This is a genomic window from Candidatus Nitrotoga sp. AM1P (assembly GCF_013168275.1).
Lineage (GTDB): Bacteria > Pseudomonadota > Gammaproteobacteria > Burkholderiales > Gallionellaceae > Nitrotoga.
On sequence record NZ_AP019547.1, the window covers coordinates 2,466,961 to 2,480,576 of the forward strand.

Annotated in this window: 13 protein-coding genes; 6 read left to right on the forward strand and 7 right to left on the reverse strand. The window is 45.0% G+C overall.

Annotated elements, in window-relative coordinates:
* Positions 1-80: 80 nt before the first annotated feature.
* The 3 genes from gldC (at position 81) to W01_RS11295 (ending at position 1,556) form a co-directional block, all read left to right on the forward strand.
* A complete protein-coding gene (gene gldC, locus W01_RS11285; protein ID WP_173054748.1) occupies positions 81-422 on the forward strand; it encodes a gliding motility protein GldC in 342 nt (113 codons plus the stop codon).
* 76 nt (positions 423-498) lie between these two features.
* Entirely contained in the window at positions 499-720 is a 222-nt protein-coding gene (locus W01_RS11290; protein ID WP_173054750.1) for a hypothetical protein, read from the forward strand.
* Between the two features lie 17 nt (positions 721-737).
* Positions 738-1,556, forward strand: coding sequence for an undecaprenyl-diphosphate phosphatase (locus W01_RS11295; RefSeq protein WP_173054752.1), 819 nt, complete (start codon positions 738-740; stop codon positions 1,554-1,556).
* Positions 1,557-1,590: 34 nt separating this feature from the next.
* Here the strand turns inward: W01_RS11295 and W01_RS11300 are convergent, their stop codons facing one another.
* From W01_RS11300 to W01_RS11330, 7 genes are all read right to left on the reverse strand, one after another.
* Positions 1,591-2,043, reverse strand: a complete 453-nt coding sequence (locus W01_RS11300; RefSeq protein WP_173054753.1) for a rhodanese-like domain-containing protein — start codon at positions 2,041-2,043, stop codon at positions 1,591-1,593.
* 321 nt (positions 2,044-2,364) lie between these two features.
* Positions 2,365-3,615 (reverse strand): hypothetical protein, encoded by a 1,251-nt coding sequence (locus W01_RS11305; RefSeq protein ID WP_173054755.1) that lies wholly within the window; start codon positions 3,613-3,615, stop codon positions 2,365-2,367.
* A 365-nt stretch (positions 3,616-3,980) separates the two neighbouring features.
* Positions 3,981-4,529: a dTDP-4-dehydrorhamnose 3,5-epimerase gene (gene rfbC / locus W01_RS11310; protein ID WP_173054757.1), complete on the reverse strand. Its 549-nt coding sequence runs from the start codon at positions 4,527-4,529 to the stop codon at positions 3,981-3,983.
* Positions 4,530-4,531: 2 nt separating this feature from the next.
* On the reverse strand, positions 4,532-5,407 hold the full coding sequence (rfbA, locus tag W01_RS11315) for a glucose-1-phosphate thymidylyltransferase RfbA (RefSeq protein ID WP_173054759.1): 876 nt from the start codon (positions 5,405-5,407) through the stop codon (positions 4,532-4,534).
* A complete protein-coding gene (gene rfbB, locus W01_RS11320; protein ID WP_173054761.1) occupies positions 5,404-6,471 on the reverse strand; it encodes a dTDP-glucose 4,6-dehydratase in 1,068 nt (355 codons plus the stop codon). Before rfbB ends, rfbA begins: the two co-directional genes overlap by 4 nt.
* 39 nt (positions 6,472-6,510) lie before the next feature.
* Positions 6,511-7,782, reverse strand: coding sequence for a lipid IV(A) 3-deoxy-D-manno-octulosonic acid transferase (gene waaA / locus W01_RS11325; RefSeq protein ID WP_173054763.1), 1,272 nt, complete (start codon positions 7,780-7,782; stop codon positions 6,511-6,513).
* A 249-nt stretch (positions 7,783-8,031) separates the two neighbouring features.
* Positions 8,032-9,477: a mannose-1-phosphate guanylyltransferase/mannose-6-phosphate isomerase gene (locus W01_RS11330; RefSeq protein ID WP_173054765.1), complete on the reverse strand. Its 1,446-nt coding sequence runs from the start codon at positions 9,475-9,477 to the stop codon at positions 8,032-8,034.
* 315 nt (positions 9,478-9,792) lie between these two features.
* Here W01_RS11330 and W01_RS11335 point away from each other — a divergent pair, with 315 nt between their 5' ends.
* The 3 genes from W01_RS11335 to W01_RS11345 all read left to right on the forward strand — a co-directional run bounded on the left by W01_RS11335 (position 9,793) and on the right by W01_RS11345 (position 13,581).
* Positions 9,793-11,115 carry a UDP-glucose dehydrogenase family protein gene (locus W01_RS11335; protein WP_173054767.1) on the forward strand — a complete coding sequence of 441 codons (1,323 nt, stop codon included), beginning with the start codon at positions 9,793-9,795 and terminating at the stop codon, positions 11,113-11,115.
* 213 nt (positions 11,116-11,328) lie between these two features.
* Positions 11,329-12,831 carry a lipopolysaccharide biosynthesis protein gene (locus W01_RS11340; protein ID WP_173054769.1) on the forward strand — a complete coding sequence of 501 codons (1,503 nt, stop codon included), beginning with the start codon at positions 11,329-11,331 and terminating at the stop codon, positions 12,829-12,831.
* A gap of 36 nt (positions 12,832-12,867) precedes the next feature.
* Complete coding sequence (locus W01_RS11345) at positions 12,868-13,581, forward strand: class I SAM-dependent methyltransferase (RefSeq protein WP_173054771.1); 714 nt, start codon at positions 12,868-12,870, stop codon at positions 13,579-13,581.
* Positions 13,582-13,616: the final 35 nt, after the last annotated feature.

Consider the following 13,616-nt stretch of genomic DNA (forward strand, 5'->3'; position numbering starts at 1 on the left):
TTGCCTGACGCGATATATGTTACCGGGTAGTTAAATAGCTCAAAACCTTTCAATCAAAATCTTTAAGGGATTAATTAAAAATGACGAAATCTGAAATTAAATTTACAGTCACTCTCGACGACAATATGGTGGCAGAAAAAATAGACTGGACTGCTTCTGGTGCAGAGGAGCACAACACAAGCAAAGGCGTAATGATTTCAGTTTGGGATACTAAGGAAAGCAATACAATGCGGATTGATTTTTGGACCAAAGATATGATGGTTGATGAAATGTGTCAGTTTTATCATCAGACTTTTTTATCAATGGCTGATACTTTCGAACGTGCTACCGGAGAAGCGGAAGTAGCAAAGTCAATGCGTAATTTTGCCCAGCAGTTTGGCGAAAAAGTGAATCTGTTTACGAGCAAAAAATTTGATGCATAACATCAATATAAGTAAAGGTGTGTAGCGGGGAGTTCTTTCATCGTTAAATTGGATTATTACAATAAAGAGGAGAATTATGAAAACTATCGGTGAATTAAGGCAGGCTCTTGAAGGTATACCAGATGAACGTCTACTGAAGGCGCAGGTAATAGCTAAAGATGGGGGTTCGTGGACACTGAATGTTGAATTTTGTGCTTTGGTACCGGTTGGCTCAAGTATGCCAGGAGGTTCTATGGCGGTGTTAAAACTAACTCATCCCGAATTGGAAACCATGCCAGAGTGGCCCGCACCTACGTGATACGCATCTAAATAATTATGGATATCACCCCGCTTATTCCAGCCTTTATTCTCGGCATTATTGAAGGTCTGACCGAATTCTTGCCCATTTCCAGTACTGGTCACCTGATCATTGCGGGTGACTTGCTCAACTTTAATGATGAGAGGGGCAAAGTATTCATGATCGTAATTCAGCTGGGTGCGATTTTGGCAGTGGTATGGGAATTCCGAGCCAAGCTATTGGCAGTAACGCGTGGTTTAGTGGTGCGCGAGTCGATTGCCTGGCGCTTTGCCAGTAACTTGTTGGTGGCATTTCTGCCGGCAGTCGTGCTTGGGCTAATATTCCACCACTGGATCAAGACCTATCTGTTTAATCCTTACACGGTGGCGATAGCGTTAATTGGGGGAGGGTTGGTGATTCTGTGGGTGGAGAAACGAGCGTTTCACCCGCGCATCAAAAGTATTGAAGAGATGCGCTGGCAGGATGCAATCAAGGTGGGATTTGCTCAGTCGGTGGCCATGTTTCCTGGCGTTTCCCGATCCGGCGCAACTATCATGGGCGGGATGATTTTCGGACTGGATCGTCGAGTTGCAACCGAGTTTTCATTTTTTCTTGCTATTCCTACCATGTTCGGGGCAACCGTCCTCGACCTTTACAAGAACTGGCATTTGTTATCAACCACAGATCTACCGGTATTCGTAGTAGGTTTTATTGCCGCGTTCGTTAGCGCCTATCTGGCAGTAGCGGCCTTACTTAAATTTATTTCCAATCATACTTTTGTGGGGTTTGCCTGGTATCGTATTGCATTCGGCCTGCTAGTTTTGGTTACCGCCTATAGTGGTGTTATAGAATGGTAGATTCTCAAAGTCATGAGCTACCGAGAGTCCTATGTTAGCTCTGTTCCCACGGTAATTCACGTGCGCGCCAGCCGCCCAGCATATTACGGTGCTTGTTGGCGTCTCTATCGCCCTCAAAGCCTTCCAGCACGTTGTAGGATTCGACATAACCGGCTTCGGTCGCAGCTATAGCGGCATTATGAGATCGGCCACCACTGCGGCATATGAATAATACCAATGCCTCTTTGTCCACCTGCTGCTCAAGCTGAGCGATAAAATACGGATTGGGTTTCATGCCGGGATAGGTAGCCCATTCAATTTCCACTGCATCGGGGATATGTCCCACCCAGTCTAACTCAGCCCGTGTGCGTACGTCGACCAGCTTGGTGCCGGGCGCAGCTTGTTGTATTTCGTAAGCCTCATTCGGCAGCAGGGCGCCCTCGTAGGGTAAATTCATTTCTTTGGCGCGTTGTTGCGCGGCGTTCAAAATTTCTGTAATTTTCCCCACGGCATTTCTCCGCTATTGTTCAATATATAACCCGCACGCATTGCTCGCAGAGCAGGGACTAAAAATAGGTGTGATGAACTAGACAGTAACCGGTGGTGCGACATTGTGGATGAATTTATCGGTACGCGACAAATATCATCTAAAGTAAATACTTTCTCCATTTGAAGATAATGGCTTCCATACAGAATTTGAATACCGTCATTCAACAGTAGCGAAATTTTTTTGTTTAGCTTAAGAGGTTATACATTATTCACTATTTGTTGATCGGCTATCCTCAGTCCATTCAACTTAATTATTGCCTGGACTGAGGTAAAGAGCACTTTATACTTTCATATTCCATTTATAGCCGAATTCGTCATTGCCCGTTTCAACCGGCACTATTTTGTGAGGTGTGTGCGGTGAAGCAGGTGCCGGCTCATCGAGAGAAGGCCCTTCCTTGGTCAAAGTGAATACTACTGGCTCAGGTTTGTCATCCTGTAGTGGTGAGTAAAGCAAAGGGGCATTTGCGCGAGTATCAGGGTTCAAAAACCGAGTTCCATCCACATCTTTCAATATTCCAAGATATTTTTGTTTGGCTTTCCAACTAGGCAACAAGTCATCATTGTGCTTGACTTCTTTGCTGCTTGATACAACGAAACCATCACCTTCCACTTGGCTCAGCGCGTTAAGTGCATTCTCAGAATACTCATATTTGCCCTCTTGATTTTTTCGTGCCATAACATCAATAGAACAGTGATGTGGTGCAAGCAAGATATGCCAATTCAGCTTATCGGCATTATTTTGGTAATTCTGCCAAATACGATCCCAAACCTCGACTGTCGCATCTCCTCCTAACATAATACGATTCGTTCCACCGAAAACTTTAACTGTCCAGCGTATGACCACGCTACTGTCGTTTAGGTTAGGTTGATCGTCACTCGATATAGCTTTGGATATTTCACCTTCTTTTTGGATAGGAGAAATAATATGCGCTTCAATATTTCGCGAAAAAGTTTTAACTAATCCAGATGATGACGTTGCTTCCAATTTGCTAATTCTATTGCCATTCAATTCTGATTCTTTACTACCTTGAAGATTCAACCTACGTTTAATCTCCTGAAATACTGGTTTAGATTCATCAGTTTCATATTGTGAGTCTGCAAAACAAGGGTTGATCCACATTTCCTCGATAAGGATTAATTTATCATCTTCTCTTGGCCGGTCCTCAAATTCAGCAGGGTCACCGCGATAAAAAAGTTTGTCAAAACCGGCCAGATTGTTTTGATTTGGGTGAGTCAAAACCAAGAGCGACAATCGATACTCTCGGTTACTTCGATAACTGGATTGATAACAAGCATATTGAAGATCAAGCGCAAAGTCGTAGTAGAGCCACTGGAATGGCTTTGACGCCTCCTCTAGTCCAAGAGTGGCAGCGTTTCCTATGTTACCGTTAACATCAATGGATGTTCTGAAGCGATCCGTATATCGTTCACAACGATAATTGATATCAGTAAGTATCGTTTTATCATTTGCTTCGATTAAGGTGGTATCGCCATTGCCGACCGGGAAGAAAGTAACACGATTTATAGACATTATTTGCCTTCCTTTTTGTGGATTTCTTACTAAAATAATCTGCCATTATACTTGATTAACTTAAAAAAATGGAAATATAAAGTGAATCAAACAACTTGGCCGTTCAGCTCAATTCATTGTATTTTTGGATATTATTGTGCAGATTTAAACAATGGGGATAAATCTTGTTTGGTGAACTAAGTATTTTGTACTTTACATAACGTTCGGGGCAATGCCGACAATTATCATAACTAGACCAGATTAAAATTCCGCCTTGTCTGCGCTTGAATAAGCGAAATGGATGATGACATTAAATTGCTGTTTTATTGCCTGCCTGATAGCGGTCAACCCATTGTGACTGTGACTATATCCCGTCCAAAAGGAATTTATGGGAATGATTCTGCCTTGACAAAAAACGAACCCTCTTGATCTTTTTTGGACAAAATAGGTGTGTTCTGGTCAAGATGCCAATCAATAGCCAAGTCGGGATCGTTCCATAAGATAGAGCGCTCATATTCAGGCGCCCAATAATCTGTTGTTTTATAGAGGAACTCCGCATGCTCGCTAAGCACGACGAAGCCATGGGCAAACCCTTCCGGCACCCAAAACATCCGTTTGTTTTCGGCAGAAAGCATAACGCCCGCCCATAAACCAAAGGTGGGTGATGATTTGCGAATATCCACTGCCACATCGAATACTTCTCCTGCCACTACACGAACTAATTTACCCTGTGGTTGTTTGATTTGATAATGCAATCCACGTAGTACATGCTGGGCCGATCGGGAGTGGTTATCCTGGACGAAGTTGACGGATCGCCCTGTGATATTCTCGAAAACTTTTTGATTGAAGCTCTCGAAAAAAACCCCGCGGGCATCACCGAACACTTTGGGTTCTATAATTAAAAGGTCGGCTATTGCTGTTTGGATAACGTGCATTTTTAATAAACTTTCTCTTTTAGAATATCAAGCAGATATCGACCATAACCATTCTTTGCCAGCGGCTCGGCCAACCGTTCCATTTGCTCCATCGTGATGTAACCTCGGCGATAAGCAACTTCTTCCGGGCAGGCAATCTTCAACCCTTGACGTTTCTCTAGTGTCTGAATAAACATTGAAGCTTCCAGCAATGAATCATGCGTGCCCGTATCCAACCATGCATAGCCACGCCCCATAACCTGCACATCCAGTCTTCCGCTATCGAGGTAAATCTGATTGACGGTAGTAATTTCCAATTCCCCACGTGCGGAAGGTTTAACAGATTTGGCAATTTCAACAACGTTTGCATCGTAAAAATAAAGGCCCGTCACGGCATAATTGGACTTGGGTTTTTTGGGCTTTTCTTCCAGACTGATTGCACGCCCTGTAGCATCGAATTCTACTACTCCGTACCGTTCTGGGTCATTGACGTGGTAGGCAAATACAGTGCCGCCCTCTAATTTTGTTCTGGCGGCTGAAAGATTTTTTTCAAAGTCGTGGCCGTAAAAAATGTTATCCCCCAGTACCAACGAACAGGAGTTATGACCGATAAAAGACTCGCCAATAATAAATGCTTGCGCGAGCCCATCCGGTGAAGGTTGTATGGCAAAGGAAAAATTCATTCCCCACTGTGAGCCATCGCCTAGCAACTGTTCGAAACGCGGTATGTCCTGCGGAGTGGAGATGATCAGAATATCCTGAATGCCGGCCAGCATAAGCGTGGTCAGCGGATAGTAAATCATTGGTTTATCATAAACAGGCAATAATTGCTTGGAGATGGATCGGGTAGCCGGGTAAAGTCGAGTGCCGGAGCCACCTGCGAGTATGATGCCTTTCATGATGTTTCCCTATCACCGTAATTTTGTTGGATCCAATTCTGGTATTCCCCACTAATGACAGCATCAACCCAATCCGGGTTTGTCAGATACCATTGCACTGTCTTGCGCAATCCGGTTTCAAAAGTTTCCAGCGGTTTCCAGCCCAGTTCATGGGCGATTTTACCGGCATCGATCGCGTAGCGATGGTCATGCCCGGGCCTGTCCTGTACGTAGGTGATAAGGGATGCATGTGGCGCACCTTGAGGGCGGAGCTCATCAAGAATCGCGCAAATTTCATACACTACTTCCAGATTGGTTTTTTCATTCCAGCCACCAATATTGTAAGTTTCCCCCACCCGGCCCCGCTCAAGTACCACGCGCAACGCACGCGCATGGTCGTCCACATACAACCAGTCGCGGATATTGTCACCCTTGCCATAAATGGGTAGCGGTTTTCCATTGCATGCATTCAGGATGATCAATGGAATGAGCTTCTCCGGGAAATGATAAGGGCCGTAGTTATTGGAACAGTTGGTAGTGACCACGGGCAAGCCGTAAGTGTGATACCAAGCACGCACCAGGTGGTCTGAAGACGCTTTGCTTGCCGAGTAAGGTGAGTTTGGTTGGTAAGCGGTGTTTTCGGTAAAAAAACCGGTTTCACCTAGGCTGCCATATACCTCATCTGTGGATATATGGTGGAAGCGAAAAGTGTTTTTGCGTTCTGCAGAAAGCTCGCTCCAGTATTCCCGTGCTGCGTTTAGGAGTGTGTATGTGCCAAAAATATTGGTTTCAATAAAGGCTGCCGGGCCAGTGATGGATCGATCGACATGGGATTCCGCAGCTAAATGCATCACCGCATCCGGTTGATGTTCATGAAATAGTCTTGCGACTGTAGCCGCATCACAAATATCCACATGTTCGAAGTGGTAGCGGGGATCGTCTGCTACCGATATTAAGGACTGTAAATTGCCGGCATAGGTCAGCTTATCGACGTTGATGACTGTCGCGTCGGTTTCTGTGATTAGTTGGCGAATAACTGCGGAGCCAATAAATCCGGCACCGCCGGTAATAAGGATTTTATTCATGGTTTGGAGGGTCGATATATTATTTTATGTTGCAGTTTTTTACTGCAAGCGGTTATCCAGAAAATAGGTTATATGACGCAGTGCTTGTTCTGTTGCGCCACGATGGGTACGGACAAAATGCAGTCCGGCTTGACCAATTTTTGTCAGCTGCTCGGGATGGGCAAGCAAGTTTTGTAAACTTTGCGCTAGATCAGATGCATTCTGTATCCGCACGGCTGCTCCGCATTCGACAGCAAGCTGGCTGGCTTGTGCGAAATTGTATGTGTGGGGGCCTATAAAAACAGGCTTGCCTACGGCGCAAGCCTCAATGAGGTTTTGTCCGCCAAATGGCAATAAACTGCCGCCAATGAAGGTAAGGTCGCAGGCGGCATAATAGGCAAACATCTCTCCCATGCTATCACCCAATACTACTTGGGTATCTGGTGCGATCGGAACGTTCTCACTCCTACGCTGAAAGCGAATGTTTTGTTGGGTGAGTATGTCAGCTATGTCGTCGAAGCGTTGCGGATGGCGTGGCACAATGACGGTTAGCAGATGGGGAATGTCTACTTGCTTAAGCATAGATAGCAGTAAGATCTCTTCCCCGGTGCGGGTGCTGGCTAGCAAAAAAATCTTCCTGTCTTTACCAAACTGAGTGCGTAATTGTGTACCCAGTTCTAGCATCGTCGATGGTGGTTGGATGTCAAATTTCAGATTGCCCATGACAGATACATTGTTTGAACCTAATCCAGTCATACGTGTAGCATCGACTTCGCTTTGCGCAGAAATAGCGCTCAGTTCGTTTAAACCCAGTCGCGTCAAATTCGGGTAACGTGCATAACGCGCAGCAGATTTCTCAGATAATCGTGCATTAAGCAGTAGTAAGGGAATTTGCATCGTATGGCAGCTATGAATCAGATTAAACCAGATTTCAGTTTCCATCAAGACACCGATGCGTGGGCGAAAGTGTTGCAAGAAACGCTTGACAGCAAATGGGTAGTCGTAAGGCAAATACACCCGCAGGACATCGCCGCCGTAAAGCTGTTCACTAGCTGCGCGGCCGGTTGGAGTGGTGTGTGTAAGCAGCAGTTGATGATGCGGGTAATTTTCCCGCAAACGTTCTACCAAGCTGACCGCTGCGCGTGTTTCTCCAACTGATACGGTATGCAGCCAGATTATTGGTTTATCACTGTGAGCAGAGTAGCGTCCGAAACGTTCGTCAATATGTTGCAGGTACTCACGTTGTTTGCGCGCGCGCCAGAGCAGATGGAAAAATACATATGGCAACAAAAGCCACAGCAGGAGAGTATAAATCTGACGAGGGTTAAACATAGATAAGCGAATGTCTACCACCAGAGTTGATTTGGCAGGCCGGCAAGAAGTGCGGGTGAATCATCCAGATAAGGAGTCAGTGTAAACGGCATTCATTTTCACATGCCGAATTTTTCATTATGTTGCGTGATAATCACGCGCAAATTTTTTTGTTATGCAATATATAACGAGCACGTATATCAAAAATGAAATAATCTGGTTAACAATTTCATTGGTTACGTTGAATTAGCGAATAAAACCGGAAAAAGATTAGTTACGTTTATAATCATCGTCGTACCGTACAATATCATCTTCGCCGAGATACGAGCCAGACTGGACTTCAATCAGATAAAGCGATCCTGTGCCTATATTTTCCAGGCGGTGTTTCATGCCAATAGGGATATAAGTTGATTGGTCCTCTTGTAGCAGTAGAATATCCTCGCCACGAGTTACTTTGGCATAACCGGAAACTACAATCCAATGTTCGGCGCGATGATGGTGCTTTTGCAAAGACAATTTTGCACCGGGTTTCACCATAATGCGCTTGGCCTGGAATCGTTCGCCGATATCGATGCCTTCATAATAGCCCCACGGGCGATAGACACGACGGTGAATCAGATGTTCGGTGCGTTCGGCCTGCTTAAGATATTCCACGGTATGTTTTACATTCTGGGCAAAGTCCTTATGCATCACCAACACTGCATCAGCAGTTTCCACAATGACCAAGTCTTGCACTCCGATAGTTGCCACCATACGACTTTCGGCACGAACATAAGTATGTGTGGTTTCTGCGGTATAAACATCGCCACGCAAAGCATTGCCTTGCTCATCTTGTGGGCTGACGTCATAGAGTGATGACCATGAACCGATGTCACTCCAGCCAATATCCACTGTCACCATAGCCGCCGCCTGAGTGTGTTCCATCACTGCATAATCGATAGAATCCGATGGGCAAGTGGCAAAAGCCTTTTCATCCAGACGACAAAAATCCAGATCATGCGTGCTATTTTGCCATGCTTCTAGTGCAGCTTGATGAATGTCCGGGCGGTAGCGTTGCAGCTCATTCAGGTAGACAGATGCTTTGAATACGAACATGCCACTGTTCCAAAAAAATCTTCCTGAAGCCACGAACTGTTTAGCCGTATCTAAATCTGGTTTTTCCACAAAACGCGCCACCTCAAAGCTATGCTCACCGGATCCTAATATTGCACCGCGTTCAATGTAGCCGAATCCTGTGGCAGGTTCATGGGGTGTAATACCGAATGTCACCAATTTATCTTGTTGCGCCAACGCGAATGCTGCTTGAATCGCCTTATGAAAGCCTGAAATATCCTGAATTAGATGATCTGCAGGTAATACCAACAAGATTGCTTGAGCATCTCTAGCTTGTGCAGCGAGTGCGGCAATAGCCACTGCAGGTGCAGTATTGCGACCTGATGGCTCGAGTACCTGCAATAGAGGATCAATGTTAACGGCACGCAACTGTTCGGCGACGAGGAAGCGATGTTCGTTGTTACAGATCACTAATGGGGCGGCTACGCTGGGATAGCCTTTAAGGCGCAGCAATGTTTCTTGAAATAATGTGTTTTCGGAAATCAGCGGCAAAAACTGTTTGGGTAATGCTACGCGAGATAAGGGCCATAAACGGGTGCCAGAACCTCCAGACAAAATAACAGGATAGAGCATAGCCACTTTCAAAAGGTTGATGATAAACATTTCTTGAGATGCATGGCTTGAATTATAATCCGCAATCCAATAGTTAGGAGCGGAAGTCTTGCGCACTGCAATCTTTATGGAAGTTGCTTAATGAACGAAGCAACTCTGATTGCTGGCATCACTGGGCAAATGTGCCTGTTTGTCTGCTGAACAAAGGACGTTTCTTGTATGACATCAAGTGCAGCGTCTTCTTAATCTTCGAAGAAATGAACATTGTGTGCACTGATAAGTACGGGGATTAAAGCACAGGTTATATAACCGCATTGCCAGTGAAACCATTTGTTCCAGATGGGCCAATTTTATTGGAGAAAACGTTTGAAAGTCACAATTGTAGGGACCGGTTATGTAGGTCTAGTGAGTGGCGCATGCCTTGCAGAGGTTGGTAATCATGTTCTCTGTCTCGATCTCGACCCAGCAAAAATACGTATTTTGGAAAACGGGCATATTCCTATTCACGAGTCTGGTTTGATCGACATCGTGCGCCACAATGTCGCTGCTGGCCGTCTCGGCTTTACCACAGACATAGACCGTGCCGTAGCACACGCTCGTATTCAGTTCGTCGCCGTCGGTACCCCCCCTGATGAAGATGGCTCCGCCGACCTGCAATATGTTCTGGCAGCAGCCAGAAACATCGGCAGCCGTATGACTGAAGATAAAATTATCGTTAATAAAAGTACCGTTCCTGTGGGTACTGCCCACAAGGTCAGCGCAGTTATCGCAGAAGAGTTGCAAAAACGCGACATTAAGCTCAAGCATAGTGTCGTCTCCAACCCAGAATTCCTTAAAGAAGGCGGGGCAGTTGAAGATTTCATGCGCCCGGATCGCATCATTATCGGTGGAGATGATGCACATGCTATCCAACAAATGCGTGAGTTATATGCCCCATTCAATCGCAACCACGACCGTATTATTGTCATGGATGTCAAAAGTGCCGAACTCACTAAGTACGCCGCCAATGCCATGCTCGCCACACGTATCAGCTTCATGAACGAACTGGCCAATGTTGCAGAAAAACTTGGTGCCGACATTGAAATGGTAAGACTAGGTATTGGTTCCGACACCCGTATCGGCTACCATTTTCTCTATTCAGGCTGTGGCTACGGTGGATCCTGTTTCCCTAAAGATGTAAAAGCGCTCATCAAAACTGCCAATGACGACGCCGGCATCACCCTCAAAGTACTCAATGCCGTGGAAGCAGCCAACGATGCACAAAAAGAAGTCCTCACGAACAAAATAAAAGCTAGATTCGGTACCAATCTTATTGGAAAAAACTTTGCCATTTGGGGACTTGCTTTCAAGCCCAACACGGATGATATGCGCGATGCGCCGAGCCGCAAGCTGATTTCAGATTTATTAGAGGCAGGTGCTACCGTCACTGCGTATGACCCGGTAGCCATGTCAGAAGCACAACGAATCTTTGGCAATGACTCCAGAATTTCTTATGCAGACAATCCGCTCACAGCCTGTAAAGATGCAGATGCATTGGTTATCGTCACTGAGTGGAAAGAATTCCGCAATCCGGACTTTGCAATAATTAAAACCAAGCTCAAAACTCCATTAATCTTCGATGGCCGTAGCTTGTATGAGTTGGCTACGGTAAGAGCACACGGACTGGAATATTTTCCCATTGGTCGTTAATGGGGGAGATGATTTTAAATATGAAATTCATAAATAAAAACTAAATATAAAAAACTGCGCTCGTAAATCTCGACACGTGCCTATAGCCTTGAACCCTGAATTTTTTGTCCCTTGCCTCTTGAATCCAAGACTTGCATTGTGGGCCGTCGCGGCTGGGTCGACAGCACGATTCAATGGGTATTCCAACGACACGACTCTCGTGAGTTTCCCAGCATGAGGCTGAGTGGAAACCTACTTGCAGGATTAACAAACTCGATCTGGTCGGCACTGATCGGCTTGGCAGTTGTTCCCTTTTATCTTAAATACCTCGGAATAGAAGCCTATGGTTTGATCGGTTTCTTTGTGACGACACAGGCATTGCTTTCCCTTCTTGATATGGGATTAGCTCCAACGATTAACCGTGAGGTCGCACGATATTCGGCATCGGGAAATTTAAAGGAAGTTGGAAAGTTACTACATACTCTCGCCATCGTTTATTGGGGAATGGCTGGAGTAATTTCCTTGTTAATTGTGTCATTGGCACCATTGATTACGGAACACTGGCTACAATCCAAATATCTTTCACAGCAAACCATTGAGCATGCCGTAATATTGATGGGGCTGGTGGTTGCTTGCCGCTGGCCAATTGGATTATATCAAAGTGCCTTGATAGGGGCACAACGCTTGACAATATCGAGTGGCATTAATATTGCGATGGTGACGCTGGGAAGTTTGGGCGGTGTGATGGTGCTTGCCTTTGTAGCGCCGACAATTGAGGCTTTCTTTATTTGGCAAGCTGGGGTCGGGCTCGTGTATGCGGCAACCATGCGATGGGCAGCGTGGCGGGTAATAGGGCGATTCAAGGATAGACGGTTCGATATTGATAAGCTGAGACAGATATGGCGTTTTTCTGCGGGTATGAGCGGGGTTGCAGTTTCGGGAGTTATCCTGATGCAATTGGACAAGGTGCTGTTAAGTAGAATACTTAGTTTGGAAGATTTTGGGCGTTATGCGCTAGCAGGGGTAGTTGCAAATGGTTTGTATGTGTTACTTACGCCTACTTTTAATGTGATTTACCCGCGCCTGTCCGCGCTTGTCGTTACTGGAGATGCCGACAAGTTGATTGAACTGTATCGGTCAGGAACTCGTTTGCTTTCAGCAGTCCTTTTTCCAATAGCAACGGCTATTGCTGTTTTTGCTGAAGAAATACTTTCTTTGTGGACGGGAAACTTGTCATTTGCGTCGAGCATGGCTCCAATAGTCGCGTTACTCTTGATCGGTACCGCGTTAAATGGGGTTATGCATTTTCCTTATGCTTTGCAATTAGCTTTTGGCATGACGCGCTTGCCACTAATGATTAATGTCATATTGGTAATCATGATGATACCGATGACCATTTTGCTAGCTATGCAATTCGGGGTTATTGGTGGAGCTACAGCGTGGGCATTATCGAGTGGTATATACCTATTAATGGGTACATGGCTCACGCACAAGACACTATTAAAAGGGCTTGGGTTAAAGTGGTTATTATGGGATGTTGGAATGCCACTTTGTTTGTCACTATTGGTGGTAGGAATTGTGGGAGACGAAGTTCGTGAGTGGGGATATTCTAATTACGTGGAATTATTTATCGGGAGTGGATTGGTATTTTTTGCTTTTTTGTTAGTTATTTTATTTTCACCGCGTTTAAGGTTTGCTGTGCAAAACAACTTTTTTTCTGATGAGCCCCATGATTGAGACAAAAGTTAATAAAGCACTTAGAAGGAGATTGTGATGATTATGGAAGTTTTGCAAAATAAATTGCAAATAAGCAAAGCGCGTCAAGTATTGGTAAACAAAGGGGTATCTTTTGTTGAGTCACCCTTGCGATCTTTAATGAGAAAGCTTGGGCTGGTGCGCGGGGTGGCGATGGGAGATATGGTGAAGAGTTGGGATGTACTCGCCACTCTAAATTTTCTTGAGAGTAATGTAAAAAAAAATGAGCCGATACTTGATATTGGGTGCTATGCATCAGAAGTTATCGTTGCACTACACAAATTAGGTTATTCAAATTTAACAGGCGCCGATCTAAATCCCAATTTGCAGAAAATGCCGTATCAAAATGATATCCATTATGAAATTACCGATTTTATGCACACAAAATTTGAAGATGCCTCATTCCGGGCGATTACATCGATTTCGGTAATTGAGCATGGTTTTGATGGGCAATCGTTGTTGAAAGAGATGTCGCGTCTTTTGAGGCCCGGCGGCTACTTCATAGCATCGTTCGATTACTGGCCAGAAAAAATTGATACAACAGGAATCAAATTTTTTGGAATGGATTGGAAGATTTTTTCAAGGAATGAAGTTATTGATTTTGTAAAAAAGGCTGCAAGTTATGGTTTGTTTCCAAACGGCGAGATGAATTATGTCGGTAAAGACAAACCAATCGATTGCGCGGACAAGCAATATACCTTTGGCTGGATAGTACTTAAAAAGCTTGTTTGAATATGCGGATATTAATAATAACGGGATCATATCCG

Excerpts from the sequence above, each read along its gene's own strand:
- rfbB (WP_173054761.1), bottom strand. The coding sequence starts at position 6,471 with ATGAATAAAATCCTTATTACCGGCGGTGCCGGATTTATTGGCTCCGCA.
- W01_RS11345 (WP_173054771.1), top strand. The coding sequence starts at position 12,868 with ATGATTATGGAAGTTTTGCAAAATAAATTGCAAATAAGCAAAGCGCGT.
- W01_RS11290 (WP_173054750.1), top strand. The coding sequence starts at position 499 with ATGAAAACTATCGGTGAATTAAGGCAGGCTCTTGAAGGTATACCAGAT.
- rfbC (WP_173054757.1), bottom strand. The coding sequence starts at position 4,529 with ATGCACGTTATCCAAACAGCAATAGCCGACCTTTTAATTATAGAACCC.
- W01_RS11305 (WP_173054755.1), bottom strand. The coding sequence starts at position 3,615 with ATGTCTATAAATCGTGTTACTTTCTTCCCGGTCGGCAATGGCGATACC.
- rfbA (WP_173054759.1), bottom strand. The coding sequence starts at position 5,407 with ATGAAAGGCATCATACTCGCAGGTGGCTCCGGCACTCGACTTTACCCG.
- W01_RS11340 (WP_173054769.1), top strand. The coding sequence starts at position 11,329 with ATGAGGCTGAGTGGAAACCTACTTGCAGGATTAACAAACTCGATCTGG.
- W01_RS11330 (WP_173054765.1), bottom strand. The coding sequence starts at position 9,477 with ATGTTTATCATCAACCTTTTGAAAGTGGCTATGCTCTATCCTGTTATT.
- waaA (WP_173054763.1), bottom strand. The coding sequence starts at position 7,782 with ATGTTTAACCCTCGTCAGATTTATACTCTCCTGCTGTGGCTTTTGTTG.
- W01_RS11295 (WP_173054752.1), top strand. The coding sequence starts at position 738 with ATGGATATCACCCCGCTTATTCCAGCCTTTATTCTCGGCATTATTGAA.
- gldC (WP_173054748.1), top strand. The coding sequence starts at position 81 with ATGACGAAATCTGAAATTAAATTTACAGTCACTCTCGACGACAATATG.